Source organism: Lederbergia panacisoli (assembly GCF_024626525.1).
Taxonomy (GTDB): Bacteria; Bacillota; Bacilli; order Bacillales; family Bacillaceae_C; genus Lederbergia; species Lederbergia panacisoli.
Genome location: NZ_JANJGU010000003.1, coordinates 356,625 through 371,322 on the forward strand (window position 1 = coordinate 356,625; position 14,698 = coordinate 371,322).

A 14,698-nucleotide genomic window follows, 5' to 3' on the forward strand; every position below is an offset into this window, starting at 1 on the left:
GTAATGGTTGCTATTTCCTATTACAATAGTCTTATAAACATTAAGGGGTTGGGTATGTGAGAAGAGTTTTGAGCATGGTTTTGATGCTTGTTTTGATTTTCCCAGCTTTTGCGCTAGCGGAGTCAGAAACGAACAAAGGGGAGATTTCAGGAAATTTAATCGTTGATTTGGATCCGGAGAAGGATATGTATCTTAATCCAGCCGATTATCCTTTGAAAAAAGATGGTGATGTGATTGCGCAATTATCCGGTAAGTATTGGGCGACTCAAAGTTTTACTCTGGATAGCATGAGAATTGAAGATGATTCGACGATGGGGTTAAGGATTTTATATGAGTCTGATGAGACGTACTATAAAGACGGGCTCGTTGCATTAGAGTTTTTTAGGGAAAATCAAGGTTCGATGGAGTATGTGGGGACGCTTGAATACGATACGTATGATGAGAAGAGGCTTTTGTTAACCGGTCATATTCCTAAGAGTTTGTATACCGATCAGCCATATGTGTACGTGAGGCTAGGAATCTTTGAATATGATTGGGAAGAGACTTTTTCGAGCACTGCTTTATTTAAAGTGAAGAATCCTTTTGGCTCAGAACCGAGCGAGCCAACCCCGGATCAAGAGAAGTATGTCCTTGTCAGCAACGAATCCGTTAATCCCGACTCTTCACAACCGACCGGCACCTTTTCAATCAACAATGACAAATACACAATTAATAAAAATATGGACATAGGGGCTTATCAGCTTGATGTGAATAAGCCGTTTGATGTGGCGAAACATAAAGCGAAAAAACTGCAAAAAAGTGATTTTACAACGAAAAGTCTTAATAAACTTGGCGATAGTAAATCATTTTGGGTTACCCATTTCGTAACGAACGCTGATTACCAAGTTTCGGCAAAGTTGCTTTACTCCGGTACAAAAGCAAATGTGTGGGTGCATAATAATGAAATTTCACCATCCGACGCTGAAAAGCTTGGAAAAGAATTTGATCAAAAAATCCATCCACTTATAACTGAAAATTTTGCAAATGAGTCAGATGTAGATGGTGATGGAAAATTAAATATCCTTTGCTTCGATATACAGGATGGTTTTAATGGAAGCGGCGCTTTTGTCGGCGGTTATTTCTGGGGCAGGGATCTTTTCGATGTCTCATATTCAAATCGCTCGGAAATTTTTTATATTGATACGTATCCAACGATGGGTATGGATGGAGCGAAAGATTTGACGAGAGCCTATAGTACATTGGCTCACGAATTTCAACATATGGTGAATTTCAATCAGAATATTTTTATTGAAAATAATACAAGTGAAATGGATGATTGGTTGAATGAAGGATTGTCGATGGCTGCCGAACAAATATACGTTGGAGAAATTTTAACGCATCGCATCGATTATTATAATAACGCCACGTCGATAACGAACGGGCATTCCTTATTATATTGGGATAATTCCGGAGATGTATTGGCTAATTATGCCTTATCGTATTTATTCACCCAATACGTAAGAACGCAAACGAACCAAGGAAATAAGATATTCAAAGAGATTTTAGTAGATAAAAAGAATGATTATCAAGCAGTTGAAAATGCAATAAAAAAATATGTTGATTATGGTTTGAATTTTGGGAAATTTATGACAAATTTCCGTGGAGCTCTTCTTTTAAAAGAAGGAAGTGGGAAGTATAGCTTCAACGGAGAAGTAGGATTCAATAGCATTCAACCGAAATTGTTCACCGGTTCCTCTGCCAATTTAAAAGGTGGTGGAGCGGTTGTTAAAAAGACGACTAAAACCGATGTACCAGCTGCAAAAGGCCAGGATATTACGTATACGTTTTTTGATTTAGACGGACCGGATAAGACGCAGCCTGCAAAACCGGTTGTAAATGCAGTTAGTGATCAAGATACAGCGGTAAAGGGTACGGCTGAGGCAGGTACGACCGTTTATGTAAAAGCGGGTTCAACGTCTTTAGGCAATGGGACTTCGGGTAGTAATGGAGCGTTTTCGGTGACGATTGCGAAGCAGAAAGCCGGAACGGTGTTGACTGTGTATGCGGTCGATAAAGCGGGGAACGAAGGGGTGCCTGCAAGTGTGACGGTATTGGATAAAACGGCGCCGGCTACACCGACAGCATCTCAAGTAAGCGATAAGGATAAAACCGTGACTGGGGGAGCGGAAGCAGGCTCGAAAGTAACGGTTAAGGTAGGCACAAAAGTATTGGGAACAGCAACAGCGAGTAGTGCTGGGCAATATACCGTGACGATGAGTGCGGTGCAAAAAGCTGGCACCGTATTGAGCATAACAGCAACCGATAAGGCAGGAAATGAGAGTGGGGCTCGAAAGGTGACGGTCATAGATAAAACAGCTCCAGCCACACCAACAGCTTCGCAAGTGAGTGACAAAGATAAAAAAGTAACGGGTTCAGCAGAAGCTGGTTCGAAGGTGACGGTTAAAGCTGGCACGAAGGTATTAGGAACAGCGACTGCAAGTAGTACGGCTAAATACAGTGTTACATTGAGTGCTGTTCAAAAAGCGGGCACGGTGCTTTCTATAACGGCAACAGATAAGGCTGGGAATGTGAGCGCCGTTCGGAAGATTACGGTCGTTGATAAAACAGCGCCAGCCATGCCGACTGCATCCAAAGTGAGCGATAAGGATAAAAAGGTGACCGGGAATGCGGAAGCAGGCTCAAAGGTTACGGTCAAAGTAGGCACGAAAGTGTTAGGAACGGCGACTGCAGATAAAGCGGGCAAGTATACGGTGAGTTGGAAGACGGCGCAAAAAGCAGGAACAGTTCTCTCTATAACAGCAACGGATAAAGCTGGGAATGTGAGTGCAGTTCGAAAGATTACAGTCGTTGACAAGACGGCGCCGGCTGCTCCGAAAGTAAACAAGGTAACGATTAAATCGACTTCCGTATCTGGTAAAGCGGAGGCGAACTCAACTGTATATGTGAAGGTAGGGAGTAAGGTGATTGCTTCTGGAAAAGCAGGCAAAACGGGAAGCTTCTCCATCAAAGTAAAAAAGCAAAAATCGGGGACCATTCTATACGTATACGCTAAAGACAAAGCTGGAAATACAGGAAAGGCGACAAAGGTGACAGTTAAAACGAAATAATGGAAATAAGGTGGGAGTATTCAGCTTCCACCTTTTATTCAAAAGGAGAGATTAAAGGATGGGGTATGTAAAAAAAGTACTGAGCATGGTTTTAGTGCTGTTTTTAATGGTGCCGACGTTTGCTTTCGCGGAGTCGAGCGGAGTTTTAAAAAATGAAAGTGAAATGAATTTCGGGAAGAAATTATACATTAAGCCGGCGGATTATCCATTAGTAAAAGACGGGAATATCATTGATATATTCGTAGAAAAGTATGCTAATCAAATTTACAGCTTAGATAGTTTAAGAAAAGAAAATGAATCGGAATTGAGATTAAGGCTTTTTTATCAATCGAATGAGTATTACTTTAAAAGTGGATTAGCGACTTTGGAATTTTATAAAGATGATCGGGGATCGATGGCATTTTTGGGTTCGCTTAATTATGACTTGTATTACAAGACAGAAGCTACGATTGATTCCTTTATTCCAATAAGTTTTTATGATGGGCAAGAGTATGTATATGTACGGATTGGGATTTACGAATATGAATGGAACAAGGAATATTTCTATACAACGACATTCAAGGTGAAGAATCCTGTGTACACAGCCCCGAAGCCCGATACAACTCCACCAGCAAAACCGGCAGTGAATTCGGTGAGTGATAAGGATACAAAGGTGACTGGAACGGCCGAAGCAGGCGCTACTGTGTATGTGAAATCTGGTTCTACTACGCTCGGCTCAGCAGTGGCGACGAGTAATAAAAAGTTCACGGTGGCAATAAAAAAACAAAAAGCGGGCACTAAATTAACGGTCTATGCAGTTGATAAGGCGAAAAACAAAGGCGCATCGGCGACAATCACGGTTGTGGATAAAACGGCTCCTGCAATGCCGACCGCATCTAAAGTGAGTAACAAAGATAAAAAGGTGACGGGAAAAGCCGAAGCAGGGTCAAAAGTGACTGTCAAGGCTGGTTCAAAAATATTGGGAACTGCGAATACGGATAAGGCGGGCAAGTATTCGGTCACAATGAAAGCTGCACAAAAAGCAGGAACTGTTTTATCGATAACAGCAACAGACAAAGCAAAAAACACAAGTGCTGTTAGAAAAATTACCGTCATTGATAAAATTCCTCCGGCAGCTCCGAAGGTAAATAAGGTAACGATAAAATCGACTGCTGTAAAAGGAAAAGCCGAAGCCAACTCAACGGTATATGTGAAGGTTGGGAGTAAGGTGTTGGCTTCAGGAAAGGCGAGCAAAGCGGGAAGCTTTTCCATCAAAATTAAGAAGCAAAAGGCAGGTGTTGTTCTCCAAGTATACGCAAAAGACAAAGCTGGGAATGTAGGAAAGTCGACAAAAGTGACAGTTAAAACGAAATAATGGAAATGGGGTGGGAGTATAAAGCTTCCACCTTTTATTCAAGAGAGGAGATTTACGGATGGGGTATGTAAGAAAAGTATTTAGTATGGTTCTTGTACTACTTTTAATGTTGCCAACATTTACTTTCGCTGAAACGAGCGGAATATTAAAAAATGAAAATAAAGTAAATGACGGGAAGAATTTATACATTCACCCAGCAGATTATCCATTAGTAAATGAAGGCAATATCATTCATATATTCGTAGAAAAATATGCGAATCAAATTTATAGCTTAGATAGTGTGAGAATCGAAGATGATTCGACAATGAGAATGAGGCTTTATTATCTATCGAATGAGTCTTACTTTAAATCGGGATTAGTGACTTTAGAATTTTATAGAAATGACAGAGGTTCGATGGAGTTTTTAGGTTTGCTTGAATATGACATGTATTACAAAATGGCGTCTACGATTGATTCATATATTCCAAAAAGTTTCTATGATGGGCAGGAATATGTATACGTTAGGATTGCGATTAGGGAATATGAATGGAACCCGTATTTTTATACAGCCAATTTCAAGGCAAAGAACCCATTTTACACACCTTCCGAACCTGATACAACCCCACCAGCACCACCGGTTGTGAATTCAGTTAGTGACCTGGATACGGTTGTGACCGGCACGGCTGAAGCGGGGTCGACCGTGTATGTCAAAGCGGGATCGACGACTTTAGGTCAAGGTAATTCAGGAAATGATGGAGCGTTTTTGGCGGCGATTCCAAAGCAAAAAGCGGGCACCGTACTAACCGTGTACGCGGTGGATAAGGCAGGAAATCAAGGCCCGTCCGTGAATGTCACGGTTGCGGATAAAACCCCACCAGAAGTATCGTTTGTAGGGCCGGTAGATGATCAAGATACATTTGTGACCGGATTTACTGAAGCGGGGTCGACCGTGTATATCAAAGCTGGTACGACCACATTAAGTCAGGGAAATGCTGAAAGTGACGGATTCTTTATGTTGGCGATTCCGAGGCAAAAAGCGGGTACTGTACTGACAGTATACGCGGTGGATACTGCGGGAAATCAAGGTCCATCCGTGAATGTCACGGTTGTGGATGCAACCCCGCCAGCGGCACCGGTTGTGAATTCAGTTAGTGACCAAGATACGATTGTGACTGGCACGGCTGAAGCAGGGTCGACCGTGTATGTAAAAACGAGTTCGACGACTTTAGGTCAGGGTAATGCAGGAGGAAATGGTTCGTTTATAGTAGCGATACCAAAGCAAAAAGCGGGAACTGTATTAACAGTGTACGCGGTGGATAGTGCGGGAAATCAAGGCCCGTCTGTGAATGTAACGGTTGGAGGGACAAAACTGCCGGCTGTTCCAGTTGTGAATCCAGTCAGTGACCAAGATACCGAGGTGAAAGGGACAGCGGATTCGGGTACAACTATTTATGTAATGTCTGGATCCACTGAGCTGGGTAAGGCAAATTCGACTAGTAGCGGAGCGTTTTCAGTAACGATTTCGAAGCAAAAAGCAGGAACTATGCTGACAGTGTACGCGGTGGATACTTCGGGGAATCAAGGTCCGTCTGTGAGCGTAACCGTTTCTGATAAAACGCCACCAGCGGTACCTGTAGTAGATCCGGTGAGTGATCAGGATACAACGGTAAAAGGGAAGGCTGAAGCAGGAGCGACAGTATATGTAAAAGCAGGCTCGACGACTTTAGGTCAAGGTAATGCAGAAGGTGATGGTTCGTTTATAGTGGCGATTCCGAAGCAAAAGGCAGGAACTGTACTGACAGTATACGCGGTGGATACTTCGGGGAACCAAGGTCCGTCTGTGGGCGTAACCGTTTCTGATAAAACGCCACCAGCAGTTCCAGTAGTAGATTCGGTAAGTGATCAGGATACAACGGTAAAAGGTAAGGCTGAAGCAGGAGCGACAGTATATGTAAAAGCAGGCTCGACGACTTTAGGACAGGGAAATGCAGAAGGTGACGGTTCGTTTATAGTGGCGATTCCAAAACAAAAGGCAGGAACTGTGCTGACAGTGTACGCTGTGGATAAGGCGGGAAATCAAGGTTCGTCCGTGAATGTCACGGTGGGTGGAACTACACTTCCAGCTGCTCCAGTTGTGAATCCAGTCAGTGACCAAGATACTGAGGTGAAAGGTACAGCAGATTCGGGTACAACTGTATATGTAAAGTCTGGATCAACTGAGCTAGGTAAAGCAAATTCGACTAGTAGCGGAGCGTTTACAGTAACGATTCCAAAGCAAAAAGCAGGAACTGTATTAACAGTGTACGCGGAGGACAATGCAGGAAATCAAGGCCCGTCCGTGACAGTAACTGTAGCGGATAAAACTCCCCCTGCAAAGCCAGTTGTGAGCTCGGTCGGCGATAATGATACAACAGTAAAAGGTACAGCGGAGACAGGAGCAACGGTATATGTAAAAGTTGGAGCGACATCAGTTGGCAAGGTCGATGTGGCCAGTAATGGAACATTTTCTGTAACGATTCCAAAGCAAAAGGCCGGTACAAAATTGACGGTCTATGCAGAGGATAAAGCAGGAAATCAAGGTCCATCCGTGACCGTGACTGTTGCCGATAAAACCCCTCCAGCAAAGCCAGTTGTGAGCTCGGTCAGCGATAAGGACACAACGGTAAAGGGTACAGCGGAAGTGGGAGCGACAGTATATGTAAAAGCGGGTTCCAAATCCTTGGGCAAGGCGGTTGCGTCAAGCAGCAAATCCTTTTCTATAACGATTCCAAAGCAAAAAGCCGGTACGAAACTAACGGTTTATGCAGTGGATAAAGCAAATAATCAAGGTTCATCCGTGACTGTGACTGTTGCCGATAAAACTGCTCCAGCAAAACCGGTTGTGAGCTCGGTCAGCGATAAAGACACGACAGTAAAAGGTACAGCAGAAGCAGGATCTACTGTATATGTAAAAGTGGGTTCGAAATCCTTGGGCAAGGCCGTTGCGTCAAGCAGTAAATCTTTTTCTGTAAAAATTGCAAAGCAAAAAGCGGGCACGAAATTGTCGGTCTATGCAGTGGATAAAGCAGGTAATCAAAGTTCATCCCTGACAGTAACGGTTTCAGATAAAACCCCGCCGGCTACACCTACAGCATCACAAGTTAGTAATAAAGATAAAAAGGTGACAGGAAAAGCAGAAGCAGGTTCAAAAGTAACCGTAAAAGTCGGTACGAAAGTGTTGGCCACGGCAACGGCAAGTAAATCTGGCAAGTACACCGTGACTTGGAAGACCGCACAAAAAGCGGGAACCGTTCTTTCAATTACAGCTACAGACAAAGCAAAAAATGTAAGTAAAGTGAAAAAAGTAACGGTTGTTGATAAGATTGCGCCTTCTGCCCCAAAGGTAAATAAGGTAACGATTAAATCCACGACTACAACGGGAAAGGCAGAAGCAAACTCTACGGTCTATGTAAAGGCTGGGAGTAAGGTGATAGCTTCGGCTAAGGCGAGTAAAGCCGGAAACTACTCTATCAAAATTAAGAAGCAAAAGGCGGGTACTGTTCTCCAAGTTTATGCAAAGGATAAGGCTGGGAATGTAGGAAAGGCTACAAAAACGACAGTTAAAACGAAATAAAGGATGGAAAAATGTCGCGGACTCGCGACTTTTTTCCTTACTATTAATGCAACAGATAAAGCGAAGAACAAAAGTAAAACAACTAAAGTAAAAGTAAAATAATTAGAAGCTCATTGCCTTTATAAAGGTAATGAGCTTCTTTCATTGGGGAATTCTTGATGATAATCTAATGGGAAAAGTCGCGGGAACGCGACTTTTATCCTTTCTAGAGGTGGGGGGAATTGATGATATATTTGAAATAATTGATGAAAATGGGGATGGGATTGATGAGAGTTGGATTGTTATCCAGCAAATCGAAAAGAATCATGTTTCTTGGTAGTTGTCTGAAATTCAACATGCAGAAATGTTCCATCCTCAAATAGGTATAACGTATCGGCTTTGTCATCTTTTTTCCATTTGGTAGGTGTTGGAGGATGGATATATTTGGATAATTGAGGATGATCTGGCGGGGATTGAGGCAGATTTTGATTAATTGTGGCGGTAGGGGTGGGATTGAGGCACTTTCTGATTTTATGTGGCAAAGAGTAATTAATTGAGGGGGATTGAGCAATAATTGAGGCACTTGGTATCTGTAACAGATTGAGGCATTACCTTTCCATTAAGAACCCCCCCAATTTGGAGGGTACTATAAGTGTTTAGTTTTATTATCTTTTATGAAATCTAACACCAAATTGTGGTTTTTCTTACGTTCTTCATCGGTTTCCTCGGGACCATCGGCAAAAACACCGTTTGTCGATTCCTCCGCTAGATCATATAGTTCATCCTGTCTGGAAGTGATACGGCTTTGATTTTTAACCATGTATAGTCACACTCCTTTATATTAAGTATAACTGAATGAGGCGACGTGAAGCAATTGCGTTAACCCACTTATCATTACTCTAAACAATAACATCACCTCTATTAAGTTTATGGAAATTTTTATTATTCTCCCATAGTGTCGACGTCTAGTGATTGGGGAGATAAAAGGTAATGATTTGGAAAAAGTCGCAGGCATGCGACTTTTAACCTTTTAAAGGTTTTTGGATATTTGTAGTAGTGCAGGCTATGATTGAGGCAGGTTCCGGTTAATTGCGGGAGAGTTGGTAGTGATTGAGGCGGGTTTTGATTAATTGGGGTAGATAGCCAAGGATTGAGGCTGGCTCTAGTTAATTGAGGATGTTTCGGATAGGATTGAGGCACTTTCCAGTTAATTGAGGGAGTTCTGGGATTTGTAAAATAAAGAAATAAAAAAAGTCGCGGGTTCGCGACTTTTATCTATTTTGAATTTCTTTATAAATCTTTTCGACTTCACTTTCGCTAAAATTACCTTTTTTAATTAGTCTCTCAATGGATTGTTGCGAATCTCCATCTTTTATTGCATCCATCAAGAGTTCCTTTAGGAGTTCTTTTTGCTCTACTTTACTACGTTCATAATGCCATTGGTTAAATTGTTTTTGAATATCTTCCTTTATAATATCCATCTGTTTTAAAACCTCCCATATTCTTTTTCGACCATGTTCACTCAAATATTTCCTTACAAGGATGAAAAGAGTTCCCGTTAATTTCGCCTTCTCGGATTCATCCGATAATTCCAGAATATCTCTGACGACAAGAATTGCGTCGTTTTCAATATCTTCCTTATTGGTGTTAAAGAGTGGTTTGTAAAGTATAACCATTTTCTCTTCATCGGTTAATTTGACCTCGGGGTTTTGGCGAATTTTATCTATGATCTGAATATAAGATTCTTCTTGTTTGATCTCGTTGAGAAATACTGTGTCGTGATGATAGTGAATGGCTCCTATATCAAATGAAGAATTGACAGAACTCCTTTTAATATGAGGGGCGTATATCACTACGCTTTTAAAAGTAAATGTTGAAAAACGTTTATCATCCTTATATTTATTATACAATCCAAAAACATATCCAGCAAATCGAAAAGAATCATGTTTCTTGGTGGTTGTCTGAAATTCAACATGCAGAAATGTGCCATCCTCCAATAGGTATAACGTATCAGCTTTGTCATCTTTTGTTGTTACATCTGGTAAATCAGTAGACAATACTTCCCGCACTTTTGCTGTTTCGTAGGAAAGGGCTTTAAGTGGGAACTGCCCAACCATTTTTTCAGCCATAAATCTTTGTACAATATCAATGCTATTGTTATGAATTTTTATATGATCCCGATTCATATGATCCTCTCCAATTTCCGTTGATTTCTATTTTTCTTTATTGCACGCCCCGCCCTATTTCTTATGTATTAATACTGATAAATCATAAACTCTACCTTTCGTCGTACCGGTATAAGGTAGATTTAATGCAGTAAGAAGATCCCTTGCTGTGTAACGGGAATCAAGATGTAAAAACCAGCGGCATCGTTGGTTGGTGATGGTGGTTCCGATGAGGAGGGCGTAATCGCGTAGTGCTTCAATATGTGCGGTTTTCGAAGTTAAGGAGCATAAGGAACATTTCCATTTTCCTATTAACCTTTTTATTCCTAGGTGGCGGCATTTGGGACAGTGGACACCGGGTAATACCTCATCCGGACGCACGTTTAAGAATTTCAAAACGTCAAATGTTTCAGGGGTGTTTTGGTTAATAAGCATGTTCGCTAGCCTTGATAAATCTGGTTTGGAGATATAACGCTTTTGATGTTTTTCCTCAAACTCTGAAATTTTTTCGTAAATGGAGCCGGCACGAATGATGTGGCGGTAATCATCTGGATTTCCTTTTACTTCAATGATGGTATTTGGATCACTGATGACAACAAGGGGATCGAGCGGAGGGATGGGAAAGCCATGTTGATGAAGCCAATGTCTTATTTGAAGGCAGTGCCTTTGCACCTGAACTGTTGGATCTTCATAGGCTTGACGTTTTCCATCAAGTGATTCATGAATCATCTGGCCAAATACCTTATCAAAAGTGAGTTTCCCTTTGTGGGCTTTAATTTCAATGGGTGTTAGGAAGTTGGGGAAAAGGGAGAGTGTGTCGGTTTGAAAATAGAATCCGATGTGATTTGGCAGGCGGAGGCCGTTAAGAATGGAGCATTCTTTTCCGTGTAAAAAAGATAAATGGTAATCTACCGATTTTTCACCTTCGTATCCTGATGTGCGTGTGTTCATCTCTTGTTGGAGCAACGGTTGGCATTGGTGCCGTCTAGGGATTCTTCCGGATGCGGCTTCAAGTTTGACCAATTTGATGGGCTTGGTCCGTTTTAATCTAAACAATTCAATATCACCTCTATTAAATTTTTGGAACTTTCTATTACTTTACTATAGTTGGTGTCGAAGTCTAGGGATTGGGGAGATAAAAGATAATGATTTGGAAAAAGTCGTGTTCCAGCGACTTTTAACCTTATAAAAGGTTTGGAGAATAAATATGGGATTGCTGCCTGGGATTGAGGCAGATTCTGGTTAATTGAGGGGGAGTTGGTAGCGATTGGGGCATATTCTATTTAATTGGGGAAGATAGGCGAGAAATGGGGCATATTCTAATTAATTGTTGAAGTTTCGGCTAGGATTGAGGCACTTACCAGTTAATTGAGGCAGTTCTGGGATAGGAAATATAAAGAAATGAAAAAAGTCGCGGACCCGCGACTTTTCTCCGCCTAAGATGGGGATGATTGATAGGCTCGGTGAGCATTTTTTTGCTGATAATCTCCACTATATAAAATGGAAAAAGGAATGAGTGCGAGCACTCATTCCAATAAATAGTAAAGTTATTTCTTCTCCGCTTTATATGAAACGGCAGTCTTAGCACTTTCAGTCATATTCGTCCTTGATAAGGTGACGTAGACTTTCCCTGACTTTGTTCCTAATTGCTTGATTGAAACTTTCAATGTAGAGCTAGTTGCTTTTTTAGACTGGATCAAAAGTTTGCCTTTTGAATTATAGACTTTCACCACATCGTTTTTCTTTAAGCCTTTAACAGTGATGGTATCTGCCTTCTTTTTATTATTCACGACTGTAACATTTTTAGCGCTGATTTTAGGAGAAACAGCTTTTTCGGCCTTATATGAAACGGCGATCTTAGCACTTTCGCTCATATCTGTTCTTGTTAGTGTGACGTAAACCTTTCCGGATTTAGTGCCTAGTTGTTTGATGGAAAGTTTCATAGTAGAGCTAGTAGCCTTTTTTGATTTGATAAAAAGTTTGCCTTTTGAATTATAGATTTTTACAATATCGTTCTTCTTTAAACTTTTAACTGTGATAGTGTCTGCCTTGCTCTTATTATTCACTACCGAAACATTTTTGGTGCTGATCTTAGGTGAGACAACCATTGAGACTTTAATATTTTTGGCTGCGCTCACTCGGCCTTTTGAATCCGTTACATAGAATGAAAGGGTCGTTCCGGCTTTTTGTTTCGGAACCGTCATTGTGAAGGTGCCTTTACTTGTTGATTTAACTTCTTTAATCTTTTTGCTTCCAACTTTCATGGTGACCGTTGAACTTGCCTTCGCTTTACCGGTAATTTTAGTTGTAAAATTATTTACTGCATTGACAGTTGGTATTTGCGGGCGATTCGTTAATAATGGATCTTTAATAATGACTGCGTGTGAATTGGATGGCTTAGTATGCTTCACCTTGAAAGTAACATATTTGGTCTTTGAAGGAACGTTTACAATGACATTCTGAGTTGTCGTTTTATTATCGAATGTCTTTGAATAAGCAACTTTATTATCCATTAAGATATATACAGTCGATTTCCCTCTATCACCGGTTCTCCACTTATTATCAAGCGATATTTTCGTTTCTAATGTTGGGTGGTTATAATCCCCTATATAAACTTTTGCATACGTTTCATTATCATAACTATAGTTAGGAGTTAATCCAAAACCTTTAGCTGCTAGACTTCCCTCCGACATTTGAAATGCTAGACTTCCCCAGGCTCCTTCATAGTAGCGGGCTCCTTCAGAAACTTTTAAATCATATAATGAAACCGTGTCATCAGCAGGTAATGCTTGCAGGCTATTCGTTAATACAGGATTATCGAAAACGACACGATGATTTCCTTGATTTCCTTTTTCGTACACTGCATAAAAAGTTATAGACTTGGTTCCTTTAGGAAGGCGTAATTTTAAATTTTGAAGGGGTGTAGTATTAGTGAACGTTTTGGAATATAGCTGGACATTGTCAGCATATATAATGACTTCCGTCTTTCCTAAATCACCAGTTGTCCATTTTTTATCCAATGAAACGGTAGTTTCCAGTGTCGAATAGGAATAATCGGAAACCTTATACTCTCCCCAAACCTTTGATGTGTATGAGTAGCCTGGTGAAAGACCGAATCCTTTCCCAATAAGATGACCATCCGACTTCTCTAACGGTTGACCAGTGCCTCCACTCCAAGCATCTTTATAAAAATCCTTTGAGGTTGCTACTCCAATGTCATTTAATGCAAGTTGATTTACCTTGTTGGATGCTTTCAAACTATTTGTCAGTCTAGCATTACCAAAAATGGCTCCGTGCGATCCTTGGGAACCTTTCGTCATAACCGCATGGAGAGATATGTATTTTGTGCCAGTAGGTATTTGTACTTTTACATTTTCAGGCTTTGTTGTATTGGTGAATGTTTTGCTATAAAGCTTTGCACTATCAGCATAAATAACAAATTCCGTTTTTCCTCTATCTCCACCCTTCAATTGATTATCAATAGAGAGGGTTGCTTCAAAGGTCGTATATTTATAATCTTCGACTTTAAAGTTTGCATACATATTATAATTATAAGAATAGTTTGGCTTGAAACCTACACCAGTAGGAATAACGTTGCCTGTTGTATCTTCAAAACTACTAGAACGGCTCCATCCATCAAAATAGGCATCACCACTACTACTGCTAGTCATTAAGTCTCTAGTTAAATATTGAACGGATGCTGCTTCTGTTTTACTTGGTACAACTGGAATTACTGATAATACTAGTAAAAATAATGTGAAAAATAAAAAAAGCTTCCTTTTCATCAATAGTTTATCCCCTTTATATTTATATATTTAATAGAATTATAATCCTTTCGATACAGATGAACAAGAAAAATTTACCAAATGTATGAATCTTCCGTACTAAGATAATAATTTTGGAGAAACGAGGGCTGAACACTATTCTCCTTCTAGCGGAGGGATTGTTGAAAAGTCAGAGTAGAATTGATAAGTTGCAGAATGGTAACTTTAAACAAAAAAAGCCGCAGGTGCGCGACTTTTTACTATCTAGCTATTTTCATTTTGTGGTAATTATATTTTTTTCGGTGATGAACGAATTTATAGGATTGATATGGTCCCTCAACACGCAATTTTTTTGATCTTTGATTATGGTAAAATGCCCAAATAATGTGAAAAGTCTTCATAGCAATATCCCTACCTTTATAAAAACATCCTTCTTCTTATTATATAGTACTTTAGATATATTTCAATTGTAATTTTTTTACTTGAAATAGTGACTTTAATACCAGATTCGAGGAAGGGCCTTAGGATAAGTGTGGGTACTTAGGATTGGTGAAAGTTTAAGTGGGATTGATGAAACTATTGCTTTGATTGGTGAGAGTGTAGGTAGAATTGGATGTAGTATAAATAGTGGACGACAGAATTGACGTATGTTTAAATCATAAATAACATACAAAAGGGCGTGTTTCCACATGGCAACGTACAAATCTTATGATGCAGTATTTAAAGAGTATGTCACA

General features: G+C 40.4%; 8 protein-coding genes. 4 read left to right on the plus strand and 4 right to left on the minus strand.

All coding sequences use genetic code 11. From position 1 onward, the window contains the following. Positions 1 to 56 precede the first annotated feature (56 nt). From NQ185_RS07235 to NQ185_RS07250, 4 genes are all read left to right on the plus strand, one after another. Positions 57 to 3,107, plus strand: a complete 3,051-nt coding sequence (locus NQ185_RS07235) for an Ig-like domain-containing protein (RefSeq protein ID WP_257580956.1) — start codon at positions 57 to 59, stop codon at positions 3,105 to 3,107. 58 nt (positions 3,108 to 3,165) lie between these two features. Then, entirely contained in the window at positions 3,166 to 4,461 is a 1,296-nt protein-coding gene (locus NQ185_RS07240; RefSeq protein ID WP_257580957.1) for an Ig-like domain-containing protein, read from the plus strand. 58 nt (positions 4,462 to 4,519) lie between these two features. Continuing rightward, a complete protein-coding gene (locus NQ185_RS07245) occupies positions 4,520 to 8,053 on the plus strand; it encodes an Ig-like domain-containing protein (protein WP_257580959.1) in 3,534 nt (1,177 codons plus the stop codon). A 169-nt stretch (positions 8,054 to 8,222) separates the two neighbouring features. Beyond that, positions 8,223 to 8,372, plus strand: coding sequence for a hypothetical protein (locus NQ185_RS07250; RefSeq protein WP_257580960.1), 150 nt, complete (start codon positions 8,223 to 8,225; stop codon positions 8,370 to 8,372). A gap of 306 nt (positions 8,373 to 8,678) precedes the next feature. Here the strand turns inward: NQ185_RS07250 and NQ185_RS07255 are convergent, their stop codons facing one another. The 4 genes from NQ185_RS07255 to NQ185_RS07270 form a co-directional block, all read right to left on the minus strand. Continuing rightward, a complete protein-coding gene (locus tag NQ185_RS07255; protein ID WP_257580961.1) occupies positions 8,679 to 8,852 on the minus strand; it encodes a hypothetical protein in 174 nt (57 codons plus the stop codon). A 451-nt stretch (positions 8,853 to 9,303) separates the two neighbouring features. Further along, a complete protein-coding gene (locus NQ185_RS07260; RefSeq protein ID WP_257580962.1) occupies positions 9,304 to 10,218 on the minus strand; it encodes an RpnC/YadD family protein in 915 nt (304 codons plus the stop codon). 54 nt (positions 10,219 to 10,272) lie between these two features. Further along, complete coding sequence (locus tag NQ185_RS07265; protein WP_257580963.1) at positions 10,273 to 11,253, minus strand: nuclease-related domain-containing protein; 981 nt, start codon at positions 11,251 to 11,253, stop codon at positions 10,273 to 10,275. 491 nt (positions 11,254 to 11,744) lie between these two features. Beyond that, a complete protein-coding gene (locus tag NQ185_RS07270) occupies positions 11,745 to 13,982 on the minus strand; it encodes an NPCBM/NEW2 domain-containing protein (protein ID WP_257580964.1) in 2,238 nt (745 codons plus the stop codon). Positions 13,983 to 14,698 lie beyond the last annotated feature (716 nt).

Bases quoted from the DNA above. Each gene is read 5' to 3' on its own strand.
- NQ185_RS07240 (WP_257580957.1), top strand. From the start codon at position 3,166: ATGGGGTATGTAAAAAAAGTACTGAGCATGGTTTTAGTGCTGTTTTTA.
- NQ185_RS07270 (WP_257580964.1), bottom strand. From the start codon at position 13,982: ATGAAAAGGAAGCTTTTTTTATTTTTCACATTATTTTTACTAGTATTA.
- NQ185_RS07260 (WP_257580962.1), bottom strand. From the start codon at position 10,218: ATGAATCGGGATCATATAAAAATTCATAACAATAGCATTGATATTGTA.
- NQ185_RS07245 (WP_257580959.1), top strand. From the start codon at position 4,520: ATGGGGTATGTAAGAAAAGTATTTAGTATGGTTCTTGTACTACTTTTA.
- NQ185_RS07250 (WP_257580960.1), top strand. From the start codon at position 8,223: ATGGGAAAAGTCGCGGGAACGCGACTTTTATCCTTTCTAGAGGTGGGG.
- NQ185_RS07255 (WP_257580961.1), bottom strand. From the start codon at position 8,852: ATGGTTAAAAATCAAAGCCGTATCACTTCCAGACAGGATGAACTATAT.